General features: G+C 39.7%; 20 protein-coding genes. 15 read left to right on the top strand and 5 right to left on the bottom strand.

Annotated elements, in window-relative coordinates; all coding sequences use genetic code 11:
• The first annotated feature begins 326 nt into the window (after positions 1-326).
• The 7 genes from VB740_RS04265 to VB740_RS04295 all read left to right on the top strand — a co-directional run bounded on the left by VB740_RS04265 (position 327) and on the right by VB740_RS04295 (position 9516).
• Positions 327-461, top strand: coding sequence for a microviridin/marinostatin family tricyclic proteinase inhibitor (locus tag VB740_RS04265; protein ID WP_323198823.1), 135 nt, complete (start codon positions 327-329; stop codon positions 459-461).
• Between the two features lie 303 nt (positions 462-764).
• Positions 765-1757: an MvdC family ATP-grasp ribosomal peptide maturase gene (locus VB740_RS04270; RefSeq protein ID WP_323198824.1), complete on the top strand. Its 993-nt coding sequence runs from the start codon at positions 765-767 to the stop codon at positions 1755-1757.
• Between the two features lie 45 nt (positions 1758-1802).
• Positions 1803-2780 (top strand): MvdD family ATP-grasp ribosomal peptide maturase, encoded by a 978-nt coding sequence (locus tag VB740_RS04275; RefSeq protein ID WP_323198825.1) that lies wholly within the window; start codon positions 1803-1805, stop codon positions 2778-2780.
• Between the two features lie 132 nt (positions 2781-2912).
• Positions 2913-5000 (top strand): patatin-like phospholipase family protein, encoded by a 2088-nt coding sequence (locus VB740_RS04280; protein ID WP_323198826.1) that lies wholly within the window; start codon positions 2913-2915, stop codon positions 4998-5000.
• A gap of 238 nt (positions 5001-5238) precedes the next feature.
• Positions 5239-5643 (top strand): hypothetical protein, encoded by a 405-nt coding sequence (locus tag VB740_RS04285; RefSeq protein ID WP_323198827.1) that lies wholly within the window; start codon positions 5239-5241, stop codon positions 5641-5643.
• Between the two features lie 111 nt (positions 5644-5754).
• Complete coding sequence (locus VB740_RS04290; RefSeq protein WP_323198828.1) at positions 5755-7800, top strand: ABC transporter ATP-binding protein/permease; 2046 nt, start codon at positions 5755-5757, stop codon at positions 7798-7800.
• Positions 7801-7827: 27 nt separating this feature from the next.
• Entirely contained in the window at positions 7828-9516 is a 1689-nt protein-coding gene (locus VB740_RS04295) for a GUN4 domain-containing protein (protein WP_323198829.1), read from the top strand.
• A gap of 21 nt (positions 9517-9537) precedes the next feature.
• Here VB740_RS04295 and VB740_RS04300 read toward each other — a convergent pair whose 3' ends face one another.
• A complete protein-coding gene (locus VB740_RS04300; protein ID WP_323198830.1) occupies positions 9538-10995 on the bottom strand; it encodes an efflux RND transporter periplasmic adaptor subunit in 1458 nt (485 codons plus the stop codon).
• 570 nt (positions 10996-11565) lie between these two features.
• On the opposite strand from VB740_RS04300, the gene VB740_RS04305 reads away from it, so the two are divergent.
• Together VB740_RS04305 and VB740_RS04310 are read left to right on the top strand one after the other, a co-directional pair.
• Positions 11566-12447, top strand: coding sequence for an Npun_R2479 family HD domain-containing metalloprotein (locus VB740_RS04305; protein ID WP_323198831.1), 882 nt, complete (start codon positions 11566-11568; stop codon positions 12445-12447).
• Between the two features lie 398 nt (positions 12448-12845).
• Positions 12846-13961 (top strand): ABC transporter permease, encoded by a 1116-nt coding sequence (locus VB740_RS04310; protein WP_323198832.1) that lies wholly within the window; start codon positions 12846-12848, stop codon positions 13959-13961.
• Positions 13962-14351: 390 nt separating this feature from the next.
• Here the strand turns inward: VB740_RS04310 and VB740_RS04315 are convergent, their stop codons facing one another.
• Entirely contained in the window at positions 14352-17060 is a 2709-nt protein-coding gene (locus tag VB740_RS04315) for an ATP-binding protein (RefSeq protein WP_323198833.1), read from the bottom strand.
• An 82-nt stretch (positions 17061-17142) separates the two neighbouring features.
• Positions 17143-18213 (bottom strand): ATP-binding protein, encoded by a 1071-nt coding sequence (locus tag VB740_RS04320; protein WP_323198834.1) that lies wholly within the window; start codon positions 18211-18213, stop codon positions 17143-17145.
• Positions 18214-18403: 190 nt separating this feature from the next.
• On the opposite strand from VB740_RS04320, the gene VB740_RS04325 reads away from it, so the two are divergent.
• Together VB740_RS04325 and VB740_RS04330 are read left to right on the top strand one after the other, a co-directional pair.
• Positions 18404-18946: a hypothetical protein gene (locus VB740_RS04325; RefSeq protein WP_323198835.1), complete on the top strand. Its 543-nt coding sequence runs from the start codon at positions 18404-18406 to the stop codon at positions 18944-18946.
• Between the two features lie 41 nt (positions 18947-18987).
• Positions 18988-19593 carry a hypothetical protein gene (locus VB740_RS04330; protein ID WP_323198836.1) on the top strand — a complete coding sequence of 202 codons (606 nt, stop codon included), beginning with the start codon at positions 18988-18990 and terminating at the stop codon, positions 19591-19593.
• A 16-nt stretch (positions 19594-19609) separates the two neighbouring features.
• On the opposite strand, the gene VB740_RS04335 is transcribed toward VB740_RS04330, so the two are convergent.
• Together VB740_RS04335 and VB740_RS04340 are read right to left on the bottom strand one after the other, a co-directional pair.
• Positions 19610-20635 carry an ABC transporter permease gene (locus VB740_RS04335; protein ID WP_323198837.1) on the bottom strand — a complete coding sequence of 342 codons (1026 nt, stop codon included), beginning with the start codon at positions 20633-20635 and terminating at the stop codon, positions 19610-19612.
• A 239-nt stretch (positions 20636-20874) separates the two neighbouring features.
• Complete coding sequence (locus VB740_RS04340; RefSeq protein ID WP_323198838.1) at positions 20875-22524, bottom strand: ABC transporter substrate-binding protein; 1650 nt, start codon at positions 22522-22524, stop codon at positions 20875-20877.
• Between the two features lie 392 nt (positions 22525-22916).
• Between VB740_RS04340 and VB740_RS04345 the strand changes: the two genes are divergently transcribed.
• From VB740_RS04345 to VB740_RS04360, 4 genes are all read left to right on the top strand, one after another.
• Complete coding sequence (locus VB740_RS04345; RefSeq protein WP_323198839.1) at positions 22917-23243, top strand: hypothetical protein; 327 nt, start codon at positions 22917-22919, stop codon at positions 23241-23243.
• Positions 23244-23818: 575 nt separating this feature from the next.
• Entirely contained in the window at positions 23819-25348 is a 1530-nt protein-coding gene (gene psbB / locus VB740_RS04350) for a photosystem II chlorophyll-binding protein CP47 (RefSeq protein WP_323198840.1), read from the top strand.
• A 109-nt stretch (positions 25349-25457) separates the two neighbouring features.
• Positions 25458-25565 (top strand): photosystem II reaction center protein T, encoded by a 108-nt coding sequence (locus VB740_RS04355; RefSeq protein ID WP_012409025.1) that lies wholly within the window; start codon positions 25458-25460, stop codon positions 25563-25565.
• A 294-nt stretch (positions 25566-25859) separates the two neighbouring features.
• Positions 25860-26987: a 30S ribosomal protein S1 gene (locus VB740_RS04360; RefSeq protein ID WP_323198841.1), complete on the top strand. Its 1128-nt coding sequence runs from the start codon at positions 25860-25862 to the stop codon at positions 26985-26987.
• Positions 26988-26998: the final 11 nt, after the last annotated feature.

Below are 26998 nucleotides of genomic sequence, written 5' to 3' on the forward strand. Positions count from 1 at the left end.
TTTTTTCTTTCCCTTTTTCCCTTTCCCCTTTTCCCCTTAACCGAGAAGTATTGAGAGTAGAGGCGGGTTTAAAAATGTTATTAATTATTAATGATGATCTCGGCGAACCAACCCCTACTTGTTCAATAATTAAATAGAATTACTATAATCTTGATTATTTAACTTGATAATTATTAAATAATTTTTTCTTAACTTTCTTAACTTTCCTAACTTTCCTAACTATCTTAGAAAAATTACTTCTTAACTGTCTTAACTGACCTTGAAAATATATTTAATTTAATGATATATTTTTATTTGAAAAATCAATTTACTTTAAGGAGAACTCTATGCCTACAAACACAGCAAAAACAGTGGATGTCGTAGCAATACCATTTTTTGCGCGTTTCTTGGAAGAGCAAGCTACTGAAGGAACAGAGGTTCCTTGGACTTACAAGTATCCTTCAGATTTGGAAGATAGATAATTTATTTACTCTTCTACATCTGAAAACACCTTTCTGATCGGAAAGATACCTTGTAATTGGCTGAATCATAATTTCATAGAGTAGCAGTTATCAAATAATTGAAAGCTACTCATATAAACGCGATGGCGCAGAGCGCCCGCCGTAGGCGATCGCTTTCATATTGCCTTATCTATAACATGGAGGTGATTGCTTTTTATAGATACCTAAATATTTTTAAATATTTAAAAATTTTAGGTTATAAAAAGCAATTTGTTTGCTATTGCTTAATAGCTACCTCCTAAAATTTTCAAAAAAGTATATTTTATGCACCTATCTCGTGATGTTGTTTTATTAATCACCCACAGTGGTGATTTTTTCACAATAGATAGAGTGGCAGAAGCCTTATCAAAAAAAGGGGTGCAACCATTTCGTCTAGATACTGATAAGTTTCCTCTAGAAGTCCAATTAACAGCACATTTTGATAAGTCTAAAAGCTACCACACTATAGAATGTAACAACCACTCTATCAGCACAGAGCAGGTGGAAGCTGTATGGATGCGCCGTATTTGGGAACCAGAACTGAGCCAAGAATTAGCGCCAAAGTTCCGAGAAGCTTGCGTTAGAGAATCACAAGCAACTTTAGATGCTTTTTGGGACAGCCTCAAGGGAGCTTGTTGGGTAGATAATTTAGAACGGATAGATTATGCAAGTAACAAGCTGCGTCAACTACGGATTGCGTCTGAAGTAGGTTTTGTTATTCCCCAGACTCTTGTTACCAACAAAGCCCAAGCAGCACGAGAGTTTTTCGGGCAAGTCAACGGCAAAATGGTGAGCAAGCTCTTAACTGCTCTTTCCCGTAGTATGGAAGCTAACTCTTCGTTTTTCCTGTACACCAGCATCGTCAAGGAAGAAGACTTAGAAGATGCCGAGTCACTGCGCTATTGCCCAATGGTTTTTCAAGAGCAAATTCCAAAGCAACAAGAATTACGGGTAGTGTATGTGAATGGTAATGTATTTGTGGGGGCGCTAAATGCAGATATATATGCGGCAGCCAAAGTTGATTGGCGTAAACCTGGTGTTGAGGTTGGCGCATGGCAACATCATCAGCTTCCTGATGAAGTAGTTCGCCGTCTCAAAACCTTTATGAGGAAATTTGGGTTGTTGTTTGGAGCGTTAGATTTCATCGTCACACCATCAGGCGAATACGTCTTTTTGGAAATCAACCCTCTGGGGGAGTGGGGAATGCTGGAAAAGGATTTAAACTTACCCATTGCAAGTGCGATCGCGGATGCTCTTGTGCCAATTCGTAATTCGTAATTAAGAAAGTCAATTACTGTAGGGTATCTTAAGCGCAACTCAATTATGACCGTATTAATAGTTACGTTTAGTAAAGACAACGAAAGTATTCCTCTAGTCATCAAAGAAATTGAGGCTAGAGGAGAAAAAGCATTTCGGTTTGACACAGACAGATATCCCACCGAAGTCAAGCTAGATATTTACTCTGGCGTTACTGAACAAGTAATTATTACTGATGGCGAACAAAAGCTAGATTTGAGTGAAGTCTCCTCAGTTTGGTATCGGCGGATGCGCTACGGACAAAAAATCCCCGACTCAATGGACAAGCAATACAGAGATGCGTCAATTAACGAATGTCGCGCCACAGTCAGAGGTATGATTGCCAGCCTTCAGGGATTCCACTTTGATAAAATGTCCAATGTGGATCGGGCTAATAATAAACAACTACAATTGCAAGTTGCACGAGAAGTTGGCCTTGTAACTCCACGTACCCTGACTTCAAACAATCCAGAAGCAGTCAAGCAATTTGCTCAAGAGTGTCAGCAAGGTATAGTTACCAAAATGCTTTCTTCCTTTGCTATTTACGATCAGCAGGGGCGAGAAAACGTTGTGTTTACCACTCCAGTTACAAATGATGATCTGGAGAATATGGAAGGATTGCGTTTTTGTCCGATGACCTTTCAAGAAAATGTGCCTAAGGCGCTGGAATTGCGAACAACTATTGTTGGACACCGCGTATTTACTGCCGCAGTAGATTCCCAAAGCTTAGAAGGATCTACTTATGACTGGCGCAAAGAAGGGAGAGCCTTAGTGAAAAATTGGCAACCCTACAACTTGCCAGAAGATATTGAGAAAAAACTGCTCAAACTGATGGCTTATTTTGGCTTAAACTATGGAGCAATTGATATTATTGTCACCCCCGAAGGTCGGCATGTATTCCTCGAAGTTAACCCAGTCGGGGAATTTTTTTGGCTGGAGATATATTCACCACATTACCCTATTTCGCAGGCGATCGCAGAAGTATTACTGACTAATAAAAATTAGGATATTGAGCCTTGTATATTTTTATTGTCTTCTATTTTGAAAAGTGTTCGTGAGATTTCACTATTAAGTTTATTAATATTAAATTCCTTATTTAAAATTATAAAATTATTGATACTTGGAGCTTAAACCCTTGTGATAAACCTAGTAAATACACAAACAGTTTTAACATTTGATGGGGAAAAAGATTATATAGATTTTGGTAGAAACGATATTGGCGGCGTTTTCGCTCAAGGGAGTTCAGCTTTTACAGTTTCAGGATGGATAAATCCACATGAACTAACAAATAAAGCCACTAGTTACGGGACGCGCAATGTATTTTTTGCCCGTTCTTCAGAGAGATTCAGCGATAACTTTGAATTCGGCATCAGTGAAACAGGAAGCTTAGATGTCTACATTGATGAAAGTGTTAGCAAGGGTATCAAAACATTCGGGCAAGGAGAACTAACTATAGGGCAATGGCACTTTTTTGCTATTGTTTTTAATAGTGGTCAGCTAGCCGTATATCTTGACGATCATGAATATAACGATTCTCTTAGAGGTTCATCTTTAAACAAAGCCACAAGTTCTATAACTCTGGGAGCAACGTTACACAAACAGGTCTATTTCAAAGGGCAATTAGCAAACATTAGCGTTTGGAATTATCCTTGTACTCAAGCACAAATCCAGAATCATCGTTGTGGGCTAATAGTCGGAGATGAAGAAGGATTAGTGGCCTACTGGAGATTAGACGATGGGCAAGGTACAACTGTCAAAAACCAAACTGGAAAGTCTTATCAAGGAAATTTTCGTGGTAATCCTATTTGGACTTTAGCAGAAATTCCATTCGCAACACAATCATCAAATCCAGTTATATTTGCAGAAGAATTAGCCAATCAAGAAGATATTCAAGAAGAGATCCAAACTGAGATAGCAGTTATTCCTGAAGAAAATATCTCACCGCTAACCACAAATTTATTAGCAGCAACGGTATCGTTAGTAAGCGACGACGAAAACCAAGCCAAGGAAATTCAACAGACAGAAATAAACAGCGAAGAATCCGAGATTATTCCAACTGCGATAGCTCATGACGAGGAAACCAAAACAGAAAAAACTGAAGATCCCGTCAATATCCAACAAGCACAAATATTAACTCAGGAGGAATCGCCAGAAACCATGAATACAGAAGCCCGTCCCAAATATAAAATACTTTCCATTGATGGAGGCGGTATTCGGGGCATTATTCCTGCATTACTCCTATCAGAAATTGAAAGGCGGACACAAAAGCCTATATTCAGTTTGTTTGATTTAATTACTGGGACTTCCAGTGGCGGAATTTTAGCACTTGGACTAACTAAACCCCGATTAAGTTCCGATGTATCTGATAACTTGCCAGTAGCTGAATACACTGCTGAGGATATCCTACAGTTATTTCTTGAGTATGGGGTAGAAATATTTTACGAGCCGTTGTTTGAAAGACTACTTGGCCCATTAGAGGATATATTTCTCCAGCCAAAATATCCTTCCGAAAACAGAGAAGAAATTTTCAGGAAATATTTTGGTAACGCGCCTCTAGAAAATAATCTCAAAGAAGTTTTTGTAACGAGTTACGATATCGAGCAGCGAATTCCGATATTTTTTACCAACCAACTAGAAAAGCAGCAAATAGAATCTAAGAATTTTCAGAAGTTATGTGACGGTTTTTCTCTCCTAGATGCGGCATTGGCAACTAGTGCCACTCCGACTTATTTTGCTCCTCATCGGCTTGTAAACCCCCATAATAGCGGCATCGCCTATACTTTAATCGATGGTGGAGTATTTGCTAATAATCCAGCCCATTTAGCTATTTTAGAAGCACAAATTAGTAGTAAACGAAAAGCCCAAAAAGTCCTGAATACAGAAGATATTTTAGTAGTTTCTTTAGGTACAGGTTCCCTGACAAGTGTCTACCCTTATAAAGAAGTCAAAAATTGGGGACTTTTGCAATGGGGAAGACCACTTTTAAATATTATGTTTGATGGTAGTAGTGAAGTGGTAGCTGGAGAATTAGAACAGTTGTTTGAGCCTACTGATAAAGAAGCTAAAAGTTTTTATTATCGCTTTCAAACATTGTTAGATAGTGAACTAGAAGAAATAGATAATACCAAACTCCAAAATACTCGTCAGTTACAAGCTATAGCCCATCGACTAATATCTAACAAAAGTCAACAAATCGATGAACTATGTAGTCTTTTGTTGGGCTAAATCAGATTTCTTACATCTTGCACCAACTAACTGGTGCAAGATGTAAGATTTTTAATTTCTTCACAAAAGAAATTAGTAATGACTCTCTTATACCAATTCACTTAAATTACGAAACAGATATAAACCCTGAAAGGTGAGTATCTCTAAGTTTTTTAATTGCGAATTGCGAATTGCGAATTGCGAATTGCGAATTGGTATTAGTCATGTTTCCACTTTATAAGGATTGTAGGTAAGTACAATGGATGAACTCGTCAAAAAAATTTCTGGTTTAGGTCTTCCTGGCATACTTTTTGTGATAGCAACGGGTGCATCAGGGGGTAATGTCGCCGCCGTTGTCGCCATGCTTTCAACGCTGGGCGGCCCTTTAGGTCTCTTAGGAGGTTTGGGCTTGCTTGGGCTGGTAGCCGTTCTAGGGGAATATATAGCGGGATTTGGAATTGAAAACATTCTCAAGCTCGTCTATACAGAACGTAGCAAAACTGAATCTGTCAGATTTCTTCTCAAAGAAATTCAAGAATTGCCCATTTCAGATGAGTTAAAACTCAAACTGAAACATCATATTAGCCCAGTAGTCGTTACTGAGCCTGACCAAGGACCTTTTCCGAGAACAGTCGAAATTGTTGATGAGGAACCATTGACCTAGTACTGTTTTCGGACATTCTCTAAAAGGAAAAATGGCCTTTGAGTCTAACTTGATTCTCAAAGGCCATTTCAAAATTCCTACTGTAATTAGTAACGGCTACATTTTTAGAATATGCAAACTCCATCTGTGCGTGAGCAAAATACAACGAATCCTTTTTCAACCCTGATTCAATTTTGGCAAGATGTGAAAGTAGTTGCTCAACCTTATTGGTATCCAACAAAAGCAGAAGGAAGAGCATTTTCAGATGTGATTCGCTCATGGGGAATGCTAATTTCCTTGGTATTATTAATAGTCGTAATTGTCGCTGCAAATGCTGCAAATAGTTACTGGAATCGCTATGTAATTGATATTGTTATTGAACAGAGAAGCCTTGATAAATATAATGGTACTTTATTGTTTTCCAGTCTCATTATTGTCGGCATGGTATTGTTAGTAACTCTTTTGAGATATGTCAGGAAAAAAATAATTATTGACTGGTATAAATGGCTAAATCTTCATGTTTTAGAAAAATATTTAAGCAATCAAGCTTATTACAAAATCAATTTTAAATCTGAGATAGATAATCCAGATCAACGCTTATCCCAAGAGATAGAACCCATTACTAGTATTGGCTTGAGATTCTCATCTTCTTTGCTAGAAAAATCTTTAGAAATGGGAAGTTCTTTGATAATTCTCTGGACAGTTTCTTCACAAATTGCAATTTATTTAGTTATTTATACAATTGTAGGTAATTTAATAGCTGTTTACTTAAATAAAGGAATAAATAAAGTTAACCAAGAAGAACTTGCATTCAAAGCAGATTTTGCTTATTGCTTGACTCATGTTCGTAATCACGCTGAATCAATCGCTTTTTTTCATGGAGAAGATGAAGAATTCAATATAATTCAGCGCCGATTTAATAATGTTTTAAAAACTGCTGAACGCAGGCTGAATTTAGAGAGAGGACAAGACGCTTTTGGCAGAGCATATCAGTCTGCCATTAGCGTATTCTCGATGTTCATTCTTACACCTTTATTTCTCCAAGATCAAATTGATTATGGACAAATAAATCAAGCTAGTTTTGCTTGTTTTATGTTTTCTAATGCTCTAGGAGAACTAATATCTGAGTTTGGAATTTCAGGGCGATTTTCTGGCTATGTAAAACGTTTAGCAGAGTTTTCAGATGCACTACAGGCTGCTAGTAAACAACCAGAGAACGTCAATACTATAAAAATTATAGAAGAAGAACGTTTAGCTTTTGAGAATGTCACTTTACAAACGCCAAATTATGAACAGATAATCGTCGAAAACTTGTCACTAGCTGTTCAGCCAGGAGAAGGTTTATTGATTGTTGGCCCTAGTGGTAGAGGTAAAAGTTCTTTGTTAAGAGCGATCGCTGGTTTGTGGAATGCGGGAACTGGCCGTCTAGTGCGTCCTCCTCTAAAAGAAGTATTATTCTTACCCCAACGGCCTTATATCATTTTGGGGACTTTGCGCCAACAATTGCTCTATCCTCATACAGACAGGAAAATGAGCGATCGCGAACTTGAACACATTTTGCAACAAGTTAACTTGCAACACTTACTTACCCGCGTAAATGGCTTTGATACAGAAGTTCCTTGGGAAAATATATTGTCTTTAGGAGAACAACAACGCCTCGCTTTTGCACGGCTATTAATTACACATCCTAGTTTCACTATCTTAGATGAAGCAACGAGTGCCTTAGATTTAAATAACGAAGGTAACTTGTATCAACAGTTACAATCATCGAAAACAACTTTTATCAGCGTTGGTCATAGAGAAAGCTTATTTAACTATCATCAATGGGTGTTAGAACTTTCACAAGAATCTAATTGGCAACTTGTTTCTATGCCAGATTATCAATTGCAAAAAGGTATTGTTGTTAAAGCAGTTGAAAAGGAGCAAATTACGATAGATATTTACCCGAAAAATGAACTCAAAATCAAACCAGAATCAGCAGTGATGTCTAATGACAATACGCAAAGCGTCTACGCTACAATTATAGGACTTTCTCATAAAGAGCTTCAGGCATTAACAGACTATTCTATTACTACGATCAGAAGCAAAGCTAGTCAAGAAAAGTCTGTGACTACTAAGGATGGTGTAAACTACTGCTATAATAAAAACCCAAAGGTATTGAAATGGGTAAGAGTTTAGTAACTATTTGTATATTTCAAATAAGTGATGCTATTTAGAAAGCAAAAACAATTAGTTACTTATAAATCTATTAAGATTTATGAAATACATTACAAATTCCCTACTTTAAAAAACCCCAAACTAAAAAAAGTTCAAAGAAAAATTAGAAAATGCCAAACCTTAATTAAAGAAGGTACTAAATATCATTCTTATTTTTGGGGAGTAATTAAATGGAAAAAAGAAATTAGTCAAGAACAAACTTTAGCAGAGGTTAAATTATTAATTAGAGATTATACTTACCTTCTTGATTTTTTAGAAAATTATAAAAATAGTTATCAAGACTTTTTATTAAAATTTATAGATGACTGGAAAAATTTGTTTAATCAAAAATATGATGAAATTAGAAAAGTAAATGAAGAAAGAAGTAAGTTAGAGGTAAAAAATCATAAAAATTCTCAAATAATTGACAAGCTAAAATGGGAAGAAGAAGAAAACTTAAAATCTATTTTGTTGTTAAGCAATACTAATTTTTTAATTTTAGAGAAAGTAAAGCTACTCAGCGAAGGAATTAAAAATTTAGCGGAAGATACCAAAAATCAAAAGCAAGCTATTCAGAAAATACTTAAAGATATAGAGGTGTATCAAGAAATTTATGAATATCAAGTCAAAGCTACAAAAATTCGTCAAGAAATAGCAAAAATAGCTGAAACAGCAATTAATTTAGAAAACTCTCTACAAGATTACTTTAGTCCGTTTCAATCTTTAATAGATGATGTAGTAAAAGTAGATGCAGATTTTTACGCAATTGTAGGAGAAATTCAAAATTTAGCAAGTAGTACTCTAAATTCTCAAGTTAATCTATTAACAATACAAAATACTAGTACGATATCTCATGACATCCTAAATTTATTGGTGGCAAGTTATGATAAAAAAGATAGGCTGCCAGATGCTTTCTTTCAGTCAAAATTATTAGATTTGCAGGTTCATGAATTTGAGCTAAGTAAAGATGAGATAACTTTAAATCAAGCGATTTACCTAATATCTAATTATATGTCTACTCAACTGGTTGCTCAAAAGAAAGTGCTAGGGATAGAAGAAACAGATATTGTTTCTGATGATTCTCAACTTTTTATTGAAAAAACAGAATTGGCAGAACAACTTAATAAGGATATTGATATTGAGCTTACCACAGAATTTAAAAATAATTGTCATATTGATTACAGTAAATTGCAAAACCTTCTTACGCAGTACAAGTGGCAAGAAGCTGATATTGAAACAGCTAAATTAATGCTACAAGTTATGGGTAAGAATGATTGGAATGAAGTTTATAAACAAGATATTCTTAACTTTTCATGTCAAGCTTTTCATAAAATCGATCGACTTTGGCAACAATACAGTCATGGTTACTTTGGTTTTAGTGTTCAGCAAAGTATTTGGCACGAAATAGGCGGTCAAATAGATTATGAAACAGAAAAAAGACTTGGCGATCGCCTGGGTTGGCGAAGAGAGGGAAACTGGTTAAATTACGACCAACTAACTTTTAAATTATCCCCAACGACACCGATGGGACATCTACCAGTTAAATGGTTACATTATGACCAAAATATATTAGACATGCCTTCAAATTCATCTACAACCCCCTTGTCAATGGCAGCTTGGCGAGTTGGATCTTGGCTAGTATGGCAGATGCATTTATTTTTTACTCGTGTCAAAACTTGTCATGAAACTTTACCATGAGTGAATCGCACATTATTTAATTCAATTTGCAACTCGAACCTTGTCGCCATCTTTGAGATATGCTGCACCTGCAACTACGACGCGATCGCCTAATTGCAACCCACTCTTGATTTCCACTTTGTCGCCATTTGCAGGATCTCCTAACTCTACTTTTTGGCTGCGGACTATATCTCCACTTGATAAGGTGAATACAATTACACTTCCATCTGCTTGAGATTGAACTGCTTTTTGCGGTACTACCATCTTCATTCCTGAGCTAGTAGTAATTGCAGCACTAGCAAACATCCCTGATTTAAGTAAAGTTCTTGGCGGTAAGTCAATTTTTACTGTAGCCTCCCGTCTTTGATCGTTCACCTGTGGCTGTATGTCTCTAACTCGTCCCTGCGATCGCACGCGCTGATCGACATCTGAAGTAATTTGCACAGATGCGCCAATTTTTACCTGAGTTAGTTGAATTATGGGAACCTTAGCCTGAAGTTCTAACTTTTGATCTCGGATAATCGAAAATAGCTTTTGTGTGCCACCAATCACAGTTCCCAGCTGAGTTTGTGGCGGTACACCAGTCACATCACCGACTCTGGCCAATTTCTCAGCGATTAATCCAGAAGCCGGCGATCGCACCACAGTTTGTTGCAACTGAGTTTGTAGTTGTTGCACCTTAGCAGCACTGCTGCGGACATCGGCTTTGGCTTTGTTGATGATAGCTTGGGCGTTACCAATATTAGCCTGGGCGCTGCCGATATTGGCCTGGGCACTACGCACATTTTCTTCGGATAGATTTACAATTTCTATAGCAGTTTTTACAGCGTAGGAACGAGTATCGAGTTCTTGCTTACTAATCGTCCCAGAGTCAGCAAGTTGTTGATAGCGCTGATAATTCTTGGCTGCTTCTTCTAACCTCGCCTTAGTTTGAGCTAAATCTGCTCGTCTTTGTTGAATTATGGCTGTATTTGATGCCAAAGCTGCCTGCTTGGCTGCTAAATCTACTTGTTTCGATTCTAAATCTGCTTGTTTTGATTCCACATCTGCCTTTGCTTGGCTAATTTGGCTTTGCAGTATGGAACCATCTAACACCGCCAACACCTGACCTCTTCTGACAAAAGTCCCTTCTTTTACATCTTCAGGGATGCTTTTGATTTGTAAGCCGTTTGTCTGTGGTAACACCGCAATTAAATCACGCGCTGCTACTGTCCCAGTAGTTTTAAGGGTACGGAAAACACGGGCGGTTTCTACTTTGGCGATGGTGACTGTCATCACTGGGTTAACTTTTTTATCCGCTACCGCTTTTTGTTGACGAGCCGGAAGACGATTTAGTACACCCATTCCACCAAAGGCGATCGCAATTCCTAAACCAGCACCCAAGAATAACGGCTTCAACCATACCTTGGTTAATTTTTGATCTGATTTGCTCAAAAAGCTCCTATCTTCAGAGGTTATAGCTTCTTCCACCTCGATTTCTGAAAAACTTTCATCGCTCACAGTCCGACCTCCACTTTCTATCTATGCATACCAATCTTGGTATTTTCTTAAGAAAAATTGAAATTTATTTACTTCGTATCAACTATGACGCATTTCATAGTATATGTCCTTTATATAAAACTGTATATAATAAAACAATTTTGCTAAGAGTAATTACTAGCAAGTGACACTTAAGCTTGTTACGTAAATTATGATACTAATGATTATTTCATCTCATCTAGCTACTCAAGGTCACACACCATATGTATTTAGATCACTGTCAACCAATGGTTAGATATGAAAAACTAGTGAGGCTAATCTAGATTTATCTAATTTAAAATCCAATTTTTAATGTATAAAGTTATATTAAAAAATGCTTCAGTTTGGCATTGATAATTCCTCTAAAGCCTTTGTATTACCAGAAAACTATTCTTTACCATGCAATTTAGGCATAGCTCAAGCTAGCGTCCACAGCTACACGTGAGTTACAAAGGAGCAAATCCATTGCCCTAAATTCCAGCAAGGATGGCCCTGATTATGGAATTTTGAAATCAATCAATAAATAATTGGTATTTACCAGAGTAACAAGATATGTTCAATGCCACTGAAATTTTAATTGATGCCTTTGTAAATGAAATTCGAGACGGCTACCGTCGCACCTACGGCTGCTTTAAAAATGATTATCAGGACATTATCGCCTGGGCTGGTAACATGGCTTTGGAAAACATTGCCAATAGCGACGCCCTTTATCACAATGTTGAACACACTGTCCTTGTCACTCTAGTGGGGCAAGAAATCTTACGTGGCAAACACATTAGGGAAGGTGGTGTTTCTAGTGAAGATTGGTTGCATTGTATTATTTCCTTGGTAAGTCATGATATTGGCTACGTTAAGGGAGTTTGCCGACAAGACCGAGAAGCAGCAGGCTTATATGCCACAGGTAAAAATGGCAAAATGATTTCTGTAGCTCCTGGCGCTTCTGATGCCAGTCTCACGCCGTATCATGTTGATAGAGCCAAGCTTTTTATTGATGAGCGTTTTGGAGGTCACAAGTTAATAGATGCTGAGGCAATTAAGAGCAACATTGAATTAACTCGATTTCCCGTGCCTGCGGCAGAAGATCATCAAGATACAAAATGCTTTGCCGGGTTAGTCCGGGCTGCTGATTTGATTGGTCAACTAAGCGACCCACGTTATCTGAAGAAAATTACTTCTTTATTTTATGAGTTTGAAGAAACTGGTGTAAATAAAGTTTTGGGCTATAAAACCCCTGCCGATTTACGTAATAACTACGCTAAATTCTACTGGAATGGCGTCTTTCCCTATATCCAAGAGGGACTACATTATCTATCACTGACACAGCAGGGAAAACAAATTCTGGCTAATCTCTACTCAAATGTGTTTGTTGTAGAACACGAAAAACAACAGCAAGAACAGCAGCGGTATTTAGAAAAGTTAGGAGTGGGGAACTGAGAGTTAGGAGTTAGGAATTATTAATGATGAGTTATGAACTAAGATAAAACTTTAATAACGAACGCTGTGTGCAACTTTTACTCGAACCTAACCCCCCAGCCCCCTTCCCTGGTAGGGAAGGGCAGGGTGGTTTCATACGGAAAAAGAAAAATACATAAGTCTTGATTTCTCGTTTTGTGGCATGGCTTTTTCCCTCTCTCCAAACCTCTCCCCCACGGGGGGAGAGGCTTTGAAACCCAGTTTTAGTTTTTTTCTCTCGTTGTATGAAACCACCCTGCTTCCCTGGTAGGGAAGGGGGAGAATTCAAAGCCTCTCTCCTTGCAGGAGAGAGGTTTGGAGAGAGGTCAAAAATTAAGTTGCACATCGCGTTAACTCCTAATTTATAACTCCTAACTACTATGGATTGGTGGCGACGACTGAAGAAAAATCCTTTGGCACGATTTGGGGCAATTTTGCTGTTAATTTTCTATATAGCAGTAATTGCCGCTGATTTCGTGGCTCCTTATGACCCCTATGCTTCACAGCCCAATGGTTCACTGCTGCCACCAACTAAAATACACTGGGTTTCTCAGTCAGGGCAGTTTATCGGGCCCCATGTTTATCCGACGACTCAGGGAGACACTAATTTAGAAACAGGCGATCGCAAACTCATTGTAGACTCGACAAAGCCCTCACCTCTGCGTCTATTTGTCTCCGGGCCAGAATACCGATTGTTACAGATGAGTTTGCCATTACCCCCCAAGTGGGATGAAGTCACGATCTTTCCTGGTATCCCCTTAAATTGGCATTTATTTGGGACAACAAGTGGCGTCAAAGTCAATGTTTTGGGCACTGATGACCAAGGCCGCGACCAATTTAGTCGCTTGCTGCATGGCGGTCGCATCAGTATGTTTATCGGGATTTTTGGCATTATCATTACCTATCCCCTTGGTTTGCTTATCGGGGGAATTTCTGGCTATTTCGGCGGTGTGACTGATAGCCTTATTATGCGCTTGGCAGAAGTGCTAATGACTTTCCCTAGTATTTATCTTTTGGTGACATTGGGCGCAGTCTTACCAGCTGGTTTAAGCAGTACTCAGCGCTTTTTGCTGATTGTGGTGATTACTTCGGTTATTAGTTGGGCTGGTTTAGCACGGGTCATTCGCGGACAGGTATTATCACTTAAAGAGCGAGAATTTGTCCAAGCAGCGCGGGCAATGGGTGCGAACCCACTTTATATCATCCTCCGCCACGTTTTGCCGCAAACAGCTAGTTATGTAGTTATCTCTGCGACCCTTGCAATTCCCAGCTTTATTGGTGCAGAAGCGATATTGAGTCTCATCGGCTTGGGTATTCAACAACCAGACCCTTCTTGGGGAAATATGCTTTCTCTAGCTAGCAATGCTTCAATTTTGGTACTGCAACCTTGGTTAATCTGGCCGCCGGCTGTGGTGATTATCCTCACAGTACTGGCATTCAACTTACTCGGTGATGGACTGAGAGATGCACTTGATCCTCGTAGTTTGAGGAGATAAGCGTTTAGAATAGCAAATGCGATCGCTGAAATAGCAAATGCTGTTGCCAAACAAGCAAATGCGAACGCCGAAGCAACAAATGAGTTCGCCGAAGTAACAAATGAGTTCGCCAAAGTAACAAATGCGAACGCCGAAGCAACAAATGAGTTCGCCGAAATAACAAATGAGTTCGCCCAAGTAACAAATGCGAACTCCGAAATAGCAAATGAGTTCGCCAAAGTAACAAATGCGAACTCCGAAGTAACAAATGCGAGCGCCAAAGTCACAAATGCGATCACCGAAGTAACAAATGAGTTCGCCGAAATAACAAATGAGTTCGCCGAAATTAGTCCGCGAAGGCGGACTTTGCCTGTGTAGCCGCGAATTCTATTCGCCCGGTACTGCAAAAATCTACTGCTGCAAAACCCAACGGCGAAAAAGCTCTACCATAATCCGCCAACTTCCCTGAGTTTCTTCAACGACATCATGACGCTTCAGAGTATTCAGGGCTTCCTGTAAATCGGCATTGTTCATACCTGTAGACTGAGCTAAGGCATCCAAACTTAGCCCTTCTAAGTGAGGTGCAAGCACTTGTAGAATTAACTGTTGATCCTCAGCACCCCGCGCAGCCTGACCCCAAACCCCAGTGAAATAGCCGCTTCCCTGCTTGAAAAATTTAGGGTCATTGATAACTGCTTCCACATCTTCTACTGTGAAAACTGGCCCACGCGATCGTCCTTGCTCAAAAACAAAGTCATTGTAGCGGCGCACTAGCTGAAAACCCAGCAGTTGCACTAGATATGGTTGACCATGTGTCAAAGCATAAATTTCATCTAAAGCTTCCGGGGTGTAGTCGAGGAGGAAGTCTTCATTACCTGGGTTAGCTAGAATTTGGAGCGTAGCTGCACGTTCTTGAAAGCTGACATGGATATTAATTAGGCTTCCAAAGAATGGATGAAAGTAATTTGCTGTCATCTCCTCTAAAGTATGCAAACCAGCAAATGCAAAAGCGACTTTACAACTCATTTGCACCAACCCTCGCAGATAAGCTACAAAGTCTGAAGGTATTTTGCCAGCATCAATCAGTTCTTCAATCTTCTCGAACTCGTCTAAGGCAATGATTAGCCCACCTTCTAAATTTGATTCCGCTTGTTTCAAATACCGTTCAAAAGTTCGGTAGGGAAGATTCAGCAAATCACAATCAGCAGGAGGTGGAAGTTGTACAGCTTGAGAAATTTCATCACTAATTGCCATTAAAACTTCACCAACACCTTGAGGGCTATCTCCCAAACGCAGTAAATTGACATATGCTAGCTTGATTCCTAACCCTAGACGGTTAGTAGCATTAAGCAAGATAGAGGTTTTGCCCATGCGCCTGTGACCGTAGATAACTATAGACTGAAGTTGATAACCCAGCACCCAAAGTTCTTGTAGTTGCTTGATAACATCTTCTCGACCAATGAAAAGGTTTCCCTGAACGGGATCACCAACTATGTAGGGATTAGCCACACGATGATCGATGCGAACTTGCCCTACCTCAGTAGCTACATCCATTAGGGCTACTGACCAATTAATCGCTATTTTTTTAATTAGCTCTCGTTCAAGTTCAGGTAAAATATAATAATTGTCTCGCAAACTTTTAAGTTCTCCAATAGCACGGCTGAGGGCAAAGGCTCTGGCAGAACGAGACAAACTATCCCTAATAACTTTGATATCTTCTGCAACTCGACGCAAACTAGCAATTGCCTTCCAAGTCTCCGGGCGTAACAAACGTTCTATTGGAAAATTTTGTATTTTAAGGGCAGCAATATTATTTAAATTCTTAGCTCTATCAAAGTTGAACAAAGTTTGAGTAAGAATATACATCTCTGACCCATGATTTAGAGAACGTACAGCAGCAAAAGCTTCTGTAGACTCACGAAGATTTTTTTGATGTAAAAACCAAAATCCAGCAGCAGTAGCAGTCGCCGGAGTATCCAATCGATACGATAGAGGAAACAGATAACCACAGAGACAACGAATCAATTCCCAATTATAAGGAGGTTCGGCCAATTGTGCTACACGATATACTAATTGGTCTGAATCTGTTTCAGCTAAAACTTGATTAAGAGCTTTGATAATAGGTATAAATTGAAAAGTATAAGAAAAAAGCTTTTTAGCATTTATTGCTCCTTCTTCCCAATTATAATGTAACCAAATTTTCAATTGTTCAGATAGATAGGGAAAAGGTATTGGAGTTACATGGGGAAATTCCTGCCCTCTATTATCGCTACATAAGTTTTTTTTTCTAAATAAACTTAAAAGCCAGTCATCAGGACGTAAGAATATAAAACATATAATTAATATAGAAGCAATACTTGATAATAAAATAAATAGTATAGATTTTAATAAACCAAACTCAACTGGAATATTCTGAAAAATGACTAAAAAATTAGTTATAATAAATAAAAATAAAAATATGCTAATTATAAAAAACGATTCAATATTTGCTACATCTACTAAAATTACAAAAGCTGTCTGAAGAGATATACTTAACCAAATAAATCGTAATACTGAAAAACTTAAAGGAGTTAATATATCTGAAAATTGTTCTTTTGATGGCAAAGTACTAATACTATAAAATAGATTAAAAGTAATACTTAAAATGATAAATAAAGGCAGACCCCAATTTATCCAGCTTTTTAAAATTTCTACATAATAATTATTTCTATTTGATTCATAACTAGACAGATAAAATAGATACAAAAAGAAAAAATAACCAATAAATATTAAAGCAATACCAGCTAATACATATAAATAATTTAAGGTAAAACCTATTTTTTGCAAAATAAAGGACTGACCTAATGCTAGAATAATCGCTAATATTAAACTCTGTAAAAATAATTTACCAATAATCTTATTAGGTAATAATCCCCAAGCATTTTTCCAATTCAGATTTTCAGGAATAAAAAATCCTTCTGGCAAATTTTGTGTGTACCAAAGCGTATACCATCGTAAAGCTTGGGGAAAGAAAAATACCCAGTGTAATAGACGCACATAATCCCAGGGATTCCAAAGTGAGAGAGGTCGCCTCAATTTAGGTGCTAAGTCTAAGCGGGGTACAGCGAGGTGTTGGGTCATGATTCAGTCTCCTTCTTTACCTGTGAAAAACCTAATTTCCTAAATTACCTTCCTTTGCAAAGGAGATGTAAAGCACTATATTTCATTGAAAACTTTTCACATACCGCCAATAAGTTCGATAACACAGTTGCATCAGTTTACGAGGATGTCCGCCACTTTCGTGGATTAGTTTGATGGTTTCTTCTTCAGTAAAACTCACAGAAGTTCTAGCTAGACGGTTGATAATAAAAGCACACATAGTAGCTTCATCCCAAGGATGAATGTATTCCTCTTGGCAAATACCTGCCAATGGAGAAGTATTACCTTGGTCCTGGCTATCGTTAAAAAGGTTGTTCAGAGGTTCGGTGGCAGCTAAAATCAGCTTCAACGGAGCATTACTCCCTTCGGCTAAACCGCGCAAATAATCTCTTATGTTGCGAGTAAAACCTTCGCCTGTAAGTTTTCCTACATTATCTATAGCCAGTAGTATTTTACAACTTCGCAAATTGCGGGTTAACTGATAGTCTTTACTTTCAGGTATACCAATCTTGTAGCACAAATCACTATAAAATTGACTTTCATTATGAAGTAAATTCAGGTCTAAGAAAACTGGCTGACGTTTAACATTTAGACGAGTTTCTGCTTCTTGGCAAATCATCCATAGCAGCGAGGACTTGCCGATTCCCTCTTCACCAATTAAAACGACACTACTACCGCTATTTAGTACCTCAAATACTTGCCAGATTTCGCCGCCTCGGTCAAAGAATAAATACTTTTCTTCTACTCTGCCATTAAAGGGAACGAAGGGATTATGACTTCGCTGTAATAGATTATCTGGCTGTGATTCATCTTCTTGTGCTGGATTAGTTGGTTCTGTAATTGGCTCTTGGGAAAGTGAAACTTTTTTTGAATACTGTTGATATCGTTCTTTTATTGGGTTTTTAAAATTTCTTTTTGTAACTTTTATTCCTATATGTTCTGCAATCTTCTTGCATAATTTTGCACCCACATCTCTTACATGTTCAGCACTATAAGAAGCATCATTAACAATGTCTGTATACTCCTTCCCTTCCCACATCCCTAAAAAGAGCTTTACTTCTAACTCATTTAAGACTTGGTTATCATTTTTTGCAAGTACCCCATTAATGAAAGCTAACAGTTCTTTTGAGTCCATTAGACGTAATTGAATTGGCAGAGCGAAGTAAAAATCAGGCAGTAGTGTAATACTTTACCCTACAAACCTACATTTGCCTACTTTCCCTTACAACAATTTAGTCGCTCAAACTTCCTACTAACGCCTACCTATAGAGCCTGTGTCTCAAGTGATGATGGTGTTACAGCACAAAAGTTGAGGAGTTTGAGAAATGACAACTTTTAGACAACAGCTTGCACTTGCTCTTATTGCTGCCACCGCCACCATAGTAGCTGCCGGAGTGCCTGCCATAATGGGGCTTGGGAACAAATCTTCTCTAGAGTCACCCTCTGTCACCGCCACTTCTACAACGTGTGATAAAGTTACTGTGGCTAAAGTATGCGTTGATAATCTTACAGTGCAGTTTAATAGCAACGAACCTCAGCAAGTAAAAAATAGCGATCGCATACCTTTAAAAGCTGGAGATACTCTAAGATTATCAAATCTAACCTATTGCATACCATCTAAAGCTCCAGTCAATCGAGTAGAAGTAAAAGTTTATCTGTTTCCAAATGGAGTTGAGAGTTATAAAAATAGACTTTCCACTCCTAGTAACTTCCCGATTTATGCTGCTTGTCATAATATTGGTAATTTTCAACAAACTTGGACGCTTGAACCAGGACAGCACCGAGTTAGCATACCCATTATCAAATATGTTGGCAGCAACAGAATTGTTGACGGTGGTTTCTATTTTGACTTGGATGTTGGACGGTAATTTCAGTCTTCTATTTAAAAGCGAAAGAGAGTAATAGTTTTATGGCTTACAGCGAGTTTAGTTTAGCTAAAGCAAAACAAGACTTTAGTTTAAGCACATTAGAAAAACGCAATATCTTCGCTGGTGTTTCTGAATTAACAGCGAGTAACTTACTTGTAGAAACACTCAACTATAACCTGGATATCGCTTTAGGAAGTAATAGTGAAAAAGCTCGTTCTGAGTTAATTATTGCTCCCATTTTAGTTGATTTACGCCGACAATTACACGAACAAGTTAGTTTATTTTCTGGGGTAGATTTTACTGTCGATAATAGCAAAGGATTAAACGGCACTTGCGATTTTATTATTACCAAATCTCCAGAAATTCTAATTTTGACAGCACCAGTAATTACAGTTGTAGAAGCTAAAAAAGAAAATATTAATGGGGGTTTGGGTCAGTGTGCAGCAGAAATGGTAGCAGCCCAAATCTTTAATGAGCAAGCTGCAAGTGAGATTAAAACAATTTATGGTGCAGTCACAACGGGCAGTATTTGGCAATTCCTCAAACTAGAAGAACAAATATTGACCATTGATTTAAGCGAATATTATCTCAAAGATGTGAATAAAATTCTGGGGATTTTAGCCAGTGGTATTTCTCAAGAAATTTAACAAAATGTCCAACAGCTTAATATCGAATTCGCGGATCTACATAAGCATTTAAAATATCAATTAAAATGCTGGCACTCACAACGATCGCACCAAAAAAGACTAGCACTCCCTGGACTGTGGGATAATCACGATCTGCGATCGCTTGATAAAGTCGATTAGCCAAACCAGGCCAAGAAAACGTTACCTCTGTCAAAATCGCTCCACCCAACAGAGACGCAAAGGTTAATCCCAAGACTGTAATTACTGGAATTAGCGCATTTTTTAAAGCATGAGAGGCTAAAATCTTATTTTCACCAATACCTCTGGCTCTAGCAGCTTCTACATAATCGGCTTGCAAGGTTTGCTTTAAATTCACTCGCACAATTCGCTCAAAAATTCCACTGAGCAAAATTCCTAGTGTGAGACTCGGTAGGGCTAGATGGTGCAAAGATGTGAAAAACTGGGTGAAGTTTCCACCGAGTAAGCTATCAATTGTATACAATCCAGTGACAGGAGTGGGAGATGGAAGATTGGGTGGAAAGCGGTTGGAATTAGGAAACCAACCTAGTTGTACTGAGAAAATCAACTGCAAAAGCATTCCCGCCCAAAACATGGGGAGTGCGTAGGTGATGATCCCAAATAAGCGCCCACCGACATCAAAATATGTCCCAGGACGAGAGGCGGAAAGAGTCCCAACCGCAATTCCAACGATGAGCGCAACCGCCATACTGCATACTGCTAACTCTACCGTTGCCGGGAAATATTGCCCAATTATGTCCCAAACATTTTGTCCGCGACTCATTAAAGACGTTCCCAAATCAAAGCGCAGTATGCTTCCTAAATAGTTTAGGTACTGTAGCCACAGGGGAAGGTTTAAACCGAGTTGTTTTCGCAATTCCTCTTTAGCTGCTTCTGGCGCACGTCCGCCGAGAATTGCATCTGCTGGATCTCCTGGTGTTGCTCTTAGTAAAAGAAATACAATCGTGATGATTGTTAATAGCTGAAGTGGCGCGAGAAGCAGGCGAGAAACAATGTAATACTGTAAGGCTTTAGAACGAGACATAAGCAATTAAACCAATTCGCAATTCGCAATTCGCAATTACGTTTTGTAACGGGGATTTAACCCCGACACAAAACCTGCTGCCTGTAGAGGCGGGGGAATTAAACCCCCAAACTTTGTTAAAAGTTTAAAATGCAGTTTTTAGAATTATCTTAGCTATTAACTAGAAATATATTGAGCATAAAATATTTTATTTAATAGTCAAAAGTCAATAGTCAACATTTATGACTAATGACCAATGACTACTTTTTAATTCTTTGGTAAACCAGAATTTGGGTAGGGTTAAGTTGGACGCTGCTCACACCATTGCGGGCAAATACATAGTCTTTGCTTTGCCATAAAGGAACATAAGGTACATCAGTCGCTACTTGCGTTTGAATTTCGGTAAAAATTTTCTGACGCGCTTCGGGGTTTAGTTCTTTGCGTTGCTGATCAATCAGTTTATTCATGGCTTCGCTATAGTAAAACGAACCCTGAGTTTGACTGCCTCCATCTTCGCATCCTTTGGCAACTGAACCTTTATCACAAGACAAAAACGGCTGGACGTAATTATCTGGGTCTAAAAAGTCTGGATACCAATCAAGTAAAGCTGCTGGATATAATCCCTTGGAAATGTCCTTAAAAAAGGCTGGCCCTTCCGCTTGGGTGACTTCAAATTGCAGGATTCCATCCATTTTGACATCCACAAGAGATTTGAGTGTCTGTGCTGCCAAACTCCGAGTAGGCGAACTAGAAGGATACCAAATTTGTACTCTTGCGGGATTTTCTTTGGAGAAACCAGCAGTAGCTAATAATTTTTTAGCTTGCTCAAAGTTAGCATCGCCATATTTATCTTTAAATAATGGCTGGGAAACATTGAATGTCGTGGGAATCATGCTATAAAGCGGATCTGCTTGACCAAGTAAAGCCCGCTGATTTAAAAGTGGACGGTCAATGATTGATGCGATCGCAGCTCTTACCTCTGGTTTATCTAAAGGCTTTTGATTACGATTCAATACCATATAACTGACTACACTACCTTGAGCAGCGATCGCTTGCCAATCTCCTTTTTTAGCACCTTCTTCTAAGCTACGATTTTGATCTGGTTGTAGCGACAGGTAAGCTACATCGATTGCGCCTGTACGGAAAGCATTAAACAAATTAACCGGACTAGTTTGAATTTGGAGGTTAACACCCTTGTTAGCTGGTTTTTCTCCCCAATACTTATCAAATGGGTCAAATCGTATGGAATCAGTACCATACTGCGCTAACTTGTAAGGGCCAGTCCCCACAAAAATATTCGGCTTGAATTTACCTGCACCTAGTTCGTAAGCTTTTGGCGAAACTGCACACACCCCAGGAAACGCCAACAGTGAGGGAAATGCTGCAAAGGGCTTTTTCAGCTTAATGCTTAACTCATACTCGCCTGTGGTTGTTACCGAATCTACTATATCGCCTAGTAAGAAAGAGGGTTTGCCTTTATTTTGAATAAAGCGGTTGATGGTAAATGCCATTGCTTGGGCATTGAAGGGAGTCCCATCGTGAAAAACTACACCCTGACGTAAGGGGATGGTATAAGTTAACGCATCTTGACTGACTTTAGGTAATGCTGTGGCGAGTTGTGGCTTAATTTCGGTGCTTCCTGGTTCGTAGGTGTAGAGGCGATCGCTCATATTAAACACCAAACCCAAAGATGCTAACTCATAAGTATCAGCCGGATCAAGGGTTCTCGGCTTTGCTGTTGTACCTATAGTAATACGACCATCACCTGTAGAGCTATTCACAGAACCCGATGGTGGCGTAGTCTGCGGACGAGAAGCGCAACTAACAACTAGAAAGAAACATACACAGAACAAAGATAGGAATTGTGTAATCCGACCCCACCGTTTCATGGACAAGGAAAACCAGGTCATAGTAATAAAATATTTGATGTCAGCGGTCAGCAATTCTACTACATTTGTGAATATTGTGCTTACTTTTTACAATTAGTTACGGCAATACCTGTGGCTAAGTATACGCAGATAGATAAACATAATTTGCAGCCAGATAAGTACTGAAAAATTTTTATTTGATTAAGATTTTCAACATTGGTTAAATTTGTCGTAAATTCATAGTTACTAGGAAGTTAAGCTTTGAATTTAGCCTAAGTAGTATATATAAATCCAATTCGCAATTCGCAATAATAAAGCGTTTTATCGTAAAGATCGGCTGTATTGTCAAAAAGAAGAGTGTTTGAACATCAGCGACTAAAGCGATCGCGATATCGTTAACAGCAGATTGAAAGTCTAATAGTGAGACGAAGACCGTGAAGTATTTCTTTCTATCTGAAGGATGGGCAGTTGCTAGAGTCTGGGCATCTGATGGACTCTGGCAAATAAATGCATGGCGACGTCAACCAGATATTCAGCGAATGAATATTTGTTTAGTGGAACAAAACGAATTGCTATGGCTTTATCGAGTTGAAGAAGCCATTTTAACTGTGGAAGTGAAGCCAACAACACCAGTAATTGCCAGTGAAACCATAGGTCAAGTAGTACTCAAGCGTCTGATGAGCGCCGAACAGGTAATCGAACGCCTGGGTACAGCTGAGGCGAAGTGTCACCTGCAAAACATCCAATTGGTGGTTCAGTAGATAGTGGGGAGTAGGGAGTAGGGAGTAGGGAGTAGGGAATAGGCAAAGTAACATAATTATTCTTGTCCCCTCCTCTTGTTCCCCCACTCCCCATACGTGTCAACTTAACGTAAAAGCCATGTCCCGCAAGGAACTTTAGTTCGAGGCGGGCGAGTTAAACTTTCAGTTAAGCTACTTTTAGCTTAAGTTGACACCAATGCCCACTCCCCATTCCCCTCATCAAGAAAAGATAAGCAAATTTAATCTCCGAAAGGGATTGGTAGCGAAAAAACTCGGAGATGCTACGCGATCGCATCAATTTACACGCTTGCAAACAATTCCATCAATAGTTACACTTTTTAAAACATTCTCATTTTTGCTTAGTGATGGCTACCCTACAAGGTAAACCTCCCGAAGCGAGTAAGCATAGCTAAAGCACCCACACTGTCTAACTTATAAGACTAAGTTGTGGTAAGGTTCTGGCTGTGGCAATAACAAAAAACAAGAGAGAGTTTTCTGAGTGGCGAGTTTCGTTTCTCAGAATCTCAGTAAGAAAATTGCTTTGTAAACTAACTCATCGAGGAGGAGCGTAGTCGATGGGACTACCCTGGTACCGAGTACATACAGTCGTTCTGAATGATCCAGGGCGGCTGATTTCTGTACACCTAATGCACACAGCCTTAGTAGCAGGCTGGGCTGGTTCGATGGCACTCTACGAACTGGCTGTTTTTGACCCTAGCGATCCGGTTCTCAATCCGATGTGGCGTCAAGGGATGTTCGTTCTACCCTTCATGTCACGTTTGGGCGTTACCCAATCTTGGGGTGGTTGGAGCGTTACTGGTGGCCCAGCAACTGATCCTGGCTTCTGGTCATTTGAAGGCGTTGCAGCTGCTCACATCGTTCTTTCCGGTCTTTTGTTCCTAGCTGCCGTTTGGCACTGGGTTTATTGGGATTTGGAACTCTTTAGAGATCCACGCACTGGTGAACCTGCCCTAGACTTGCCAAAAATGTTTGGCATTCACCTGTTCTTATCTGGTCTACTTTGTTTTGGATTTGGTGCTTTTCACCTCACCGGACTATTTGGCCCAGGCATGTGGGTTACTGACCCCTACGGCATAACTGGAGCCGCGCAAGCAGTCGCACCAGAATGGGGCCCAGATGGTTTTAACCCATACAACCCTGGTGGTATTGTGGCTCACCACATTGCTGCTGGCGTTGTTGGTATTATTGCAGGCTTATTCCACCTCACAGTCAGACCACCCGAACGGCTCTATAAAGCCCTACGGATGGGGAACATTGAAACAGTACTTTCTAGCAGTATTGCAGCAGTTTTCTTTGCTGCTTTCGTTGTTGCAGGTACTATGTGGTACGGTAACGCCGCCACTCCCATCGAATTGTTTGGTCCAACCCGTTATCAATGGGATCAGGGCTACTTCCGTCAAGAAATCCAGCAGCGTGTCCAAACAAGTGTTGCCCAAGGTGCAACCCTTGACCAAGCTTGGTCGCAGATTCCTGAAAAGCTGGCTTTCTATGATTACGTCGGTAATAGCCCCGCTAAAGGCGGTCTATTCCGTACAGGGCCGATGGTCAAGGGTGATGGTATTGCTCAGTCTTGGCAAGGTCACGCCGTATTCAAAGATTCTGAAGGACGGGAATTGACCGTGCGTCGTCTCCCCAACTTCTTTGAAACCTTCCCAGTGATTTTGACCGACGCAGATGGAATTGTCCGCGCTGACATTCCCTTCCGTCGGGCAGAATCTAAGTATAGCTTCGAGCAATCTGGCGTCACCGTCAGCTTCTATGGTGGCAATCTGAATGGTAAGACCTTTACAGAACCAGCTGATGTGAAGAAGTATGCCCGGAAAGCTCAAGGCGGTGAAATCTTTGAATTTGACCGGGAAACCTTGAACTCTGATGGTGTATTCCGCACCAGTCCTAGAGGTTGGTTTACCTTTGGACATGCAGTATTTGCTCTCTTGTTCTTCTTTGGTCATCTCTGGCATGGCTCTCGGACAATCTACCGAGACGTATTTGCTGGTGTTGATGCCGATCTAGAAGAGCAAGTTGAGTGGGGTCTATTCCAGAAAGTGGGTGACAAGTCAACCCGCCGGAAAGAAGCCCTTTAAAAAACAGGAAACTGGGGACTGGAGACTGGGAAAACTTTTCCTAGTCCCTAATACCCAGTACCCAATCCCTAATCCCTCATTACTAGCTGGATAGGCAGGAAATCGTAATATGGAAAGCGTTGCGTACATCTTGATTTTTACTCTGTGTATAGGTACTATCTTTTTTGCGATCGCATTTCGCGAACCCCCTCGCTTTGAGAAACCAAAAGATAAGTAGATCCTAATTACCAGACCTTTAAGCGGATTTAATGTTAGTATCCGTTGCTACGATCCTTAGTAGCAACGGATATTATTGTGTATGCCCTCTGTTGGTTCTAACTACTAAGTAAATGACCAATCATTTTAATATTGTGATATAATTTCCAATCTTGGGAGTAGATATGTGTTAATACTAGCTTTTCTGCGCTAGGATAAAAATGGATGTTAATGTAAATTGCCATAAAACTGTTTGCATAACGCATCGCGCTTGTCGCACAACCTTTACGGAGACTAGAACCAGGAACAAATCAGCATGGTCAATCAGAATTTAACCGCTACAGAAATTGGATTCACTCACGAAGATTTCGCTGCTCTACTTGACAAATACGATTATCATTTTAGCCCTGGTGATGTTGTCCCAGGAACAGTTTTCAGTATAGAGCCGCGCGGCGCTCTGATTGACATTGGTGCTAAAACCGCAGCATATATTCCTATACAAGAAATGTCTATTAACCGGGTAGATAGCCCGGAAGAAGTCTTACAATCAAACGAAACGCGGGAATTTTTCATCCTTACCGATGAAAACGAAGATGGTCAATTAACCCTTTCCATTCGCCGTATTGAATATATGCGGGCTTGGGAGCGCGTGCGACAGTTGCAAGCAGAAGATGCTACTGTCCGTTCTGGCGTGTTTGCAACCAATCGCGGTGGAGCATTGGTACGAATTGAGGGATTACGTGGCTTTATCCCCGGTTCCCATATCAGTACTCGCAAACCTAAAGAAGAATTGGTAGGCGAAGATTTACCATTGAAATTCCTAGAGGTGGACGAAGAACGTAACCGCTTAGTTCTATCTCACCGTCGGGCGCTGGTTGAACGCAAGATGAACCGCCTAGAAGTCGGCGAAGTAGTAATTGGTACAGTTCGTGGTATCAAGCCCTACGGTGCTTTCATCGACATTGGCGGCGTCAGTGGTCTACTGCACATTTCTGAAATTTCCCACGAACATATTGATACACCTCATAGCGTGTTCAATGTCAATGATGAAGTGAAAGTTATGATCATTGACTTGGATGCAGAAAGAGGTCGGATTTCCCTATCTACCAAGCAGCTAGAACCCGAACCCGGTGACATGATTAAAAACCGAGATTTGGTCTACGATAAGGCAGAAGAAATGGCTGCTAAATATCGTGAACAGCTGTTAGCCAAGCAACAAGGTGCTACTGCTGCGCCTGCTGCACCTGAGGAAGTTGCAGCAGAAGAAGATATTCCACCAGCAACGGAACTTGACGAAGATATTCCACCAGCAGCAGAAATTGAGGAAGTAACTCCAGTAGTTGCGGAAATTGAAGAAGAGATTCCAGCAGCGACGGAAACTGAAGAAGAAATTCCAGCAGCAACGGAAACTGAAGAAGAAATTCCAGCAGCTATTGAAGAATAATACATTTATAG

The organism is Nostoc sp. UHCC 0251, from assembly GCF_034932245.1.
Lineage (GTDB): Bacteria > Cyanobacteriota > Cyanobacteriia > Cyanobacteriales > Nostocaceae > Nostoc.

What these genes read in the sequence shown, in the direction of transcription:
- VB740_RS04305 (WP_323198831.1), top strand. Translation starts at nt 11,566, where the DNA reads ATGTTCAATGCCACTGAAATTTTAATTGATGCCTTTGTAAATGAAATT.
- VB740_RS04295 (WP_323198829.1), top strand. Translation starts at nt 7,828, where the DNA reads ATGCTATTTAGAAAGCAAAAACAATTAGTTACTTATAAATCTATTAAG.
- psbB (WP_323198840.1), top strand. Translation starts at nt 23,819, where the DNA reads ATGGGACTACCCTGGTACCGAGTACATACAGTCGTTCTGAATGATCCA.
- VB740_RS04325 (WP_323198835.1), top strand. Translation starts at nt 18,404, where the DNA reads ATGACAACTTTTAGACAACAGCTTGCACTTGCTCTTATTGCTGCCACC.
- VB740_RS04335 (WP_323198837.1), bottom strand. Translation starts at nt 20,635, where the DNA reads ATGTCTCGTTCTAAAGCCTTACAGTATTACATTGTTTCTCGCCTGCTT.
- VB740_RS04320 (WP_323198834.1), bottom strand. Translation starts at nt 18,213, where the DNA reads ATGGACTCAAAAGAACTGTTAGCTTTCATTAATGGGGTACTTGCAAAA.
- VB740_RS04290 (WP_323198828.1), top strand. Translation starts at nt 5,755, where the DNA reads ATGCAAACTCCATCTGTGCGTGAGCAAAATACAACGAATCCTTTTTCA.
- VB740_RS04275 (WP_323198825.1), top strand. Translation starts at nt 1,803, where the DNA reads ATGACCGTATTAATAGTTACGTTTAGTAAAGACAACGAAAGTATTCCT.
- VB740_RS04270 (WP_323198824.1), top strand. Translation starts at nt 765, where the DNA reads ATGCACCTATCTCGTGATGTTGTTTTATTAATCACCCACAGTGGTGAT.
- VB740_RS04265 (WP_323198823.1), top strand. Translation starts at nt 327, where the DNA reads ATGCCTACAAACACAGCAAAAACAGTGGATGTCGTAGCAATACCATTT.
- VB740_RS04330 (WP_323198836.1), top strand. Translation starts at nt 18,988, where the DNA reads ATGGCTTACAGCGAGTTTAGTTTAGCTAAAGCAAAACAAGACTTTAGT.
- VB740_RS04285 (WP_323198827.1), top strand. Translation starts at nt 5,239, where the DNA reads ATGGATGAACTCGTCAAAAAAATTTCTGGTTTAGGTCTTCCTGGCATA.
- VB740_RS04340 (WP_323198838.1), bottom strand. Translation starts at nt 22,524, where the DNA reads ATGACCTGGTTTTCCTTGTCCATGAAACGGTGGGGTCGGATTACACAA.
- VB740_RS04315 (WP_323198833.1), bottom strand. Translation starts at nt 17,060, where the DNA reads ATGACCCAACACCTCGCTGTACCCCGCTTAGACTTAGCACCTAAATTG.
- VB740_RS04310 (WP_323198832.1), top strand. Translation starts at nt 12,846, where the DNA reads ATGGATTGGTGGCGACGACTGAAGAAAAATCCTTTGGCACGATTTGGG.
- VB740_RS04360 (WP_323198841.1), top strand. Translation starts at nt 25,860, where the DNA reads ATGGTCAATCAGAATTTAACCGCTACAGAAATTGGATTCACTCACGAA.
- VB740_RS04355 (WP_012409025.1), top strand. Translation starts at nt 25,458, where the DNA reads ATGGAAAGCGTTGCGTACATCTTGATTTTTACTCTGTGTATAGGTACT.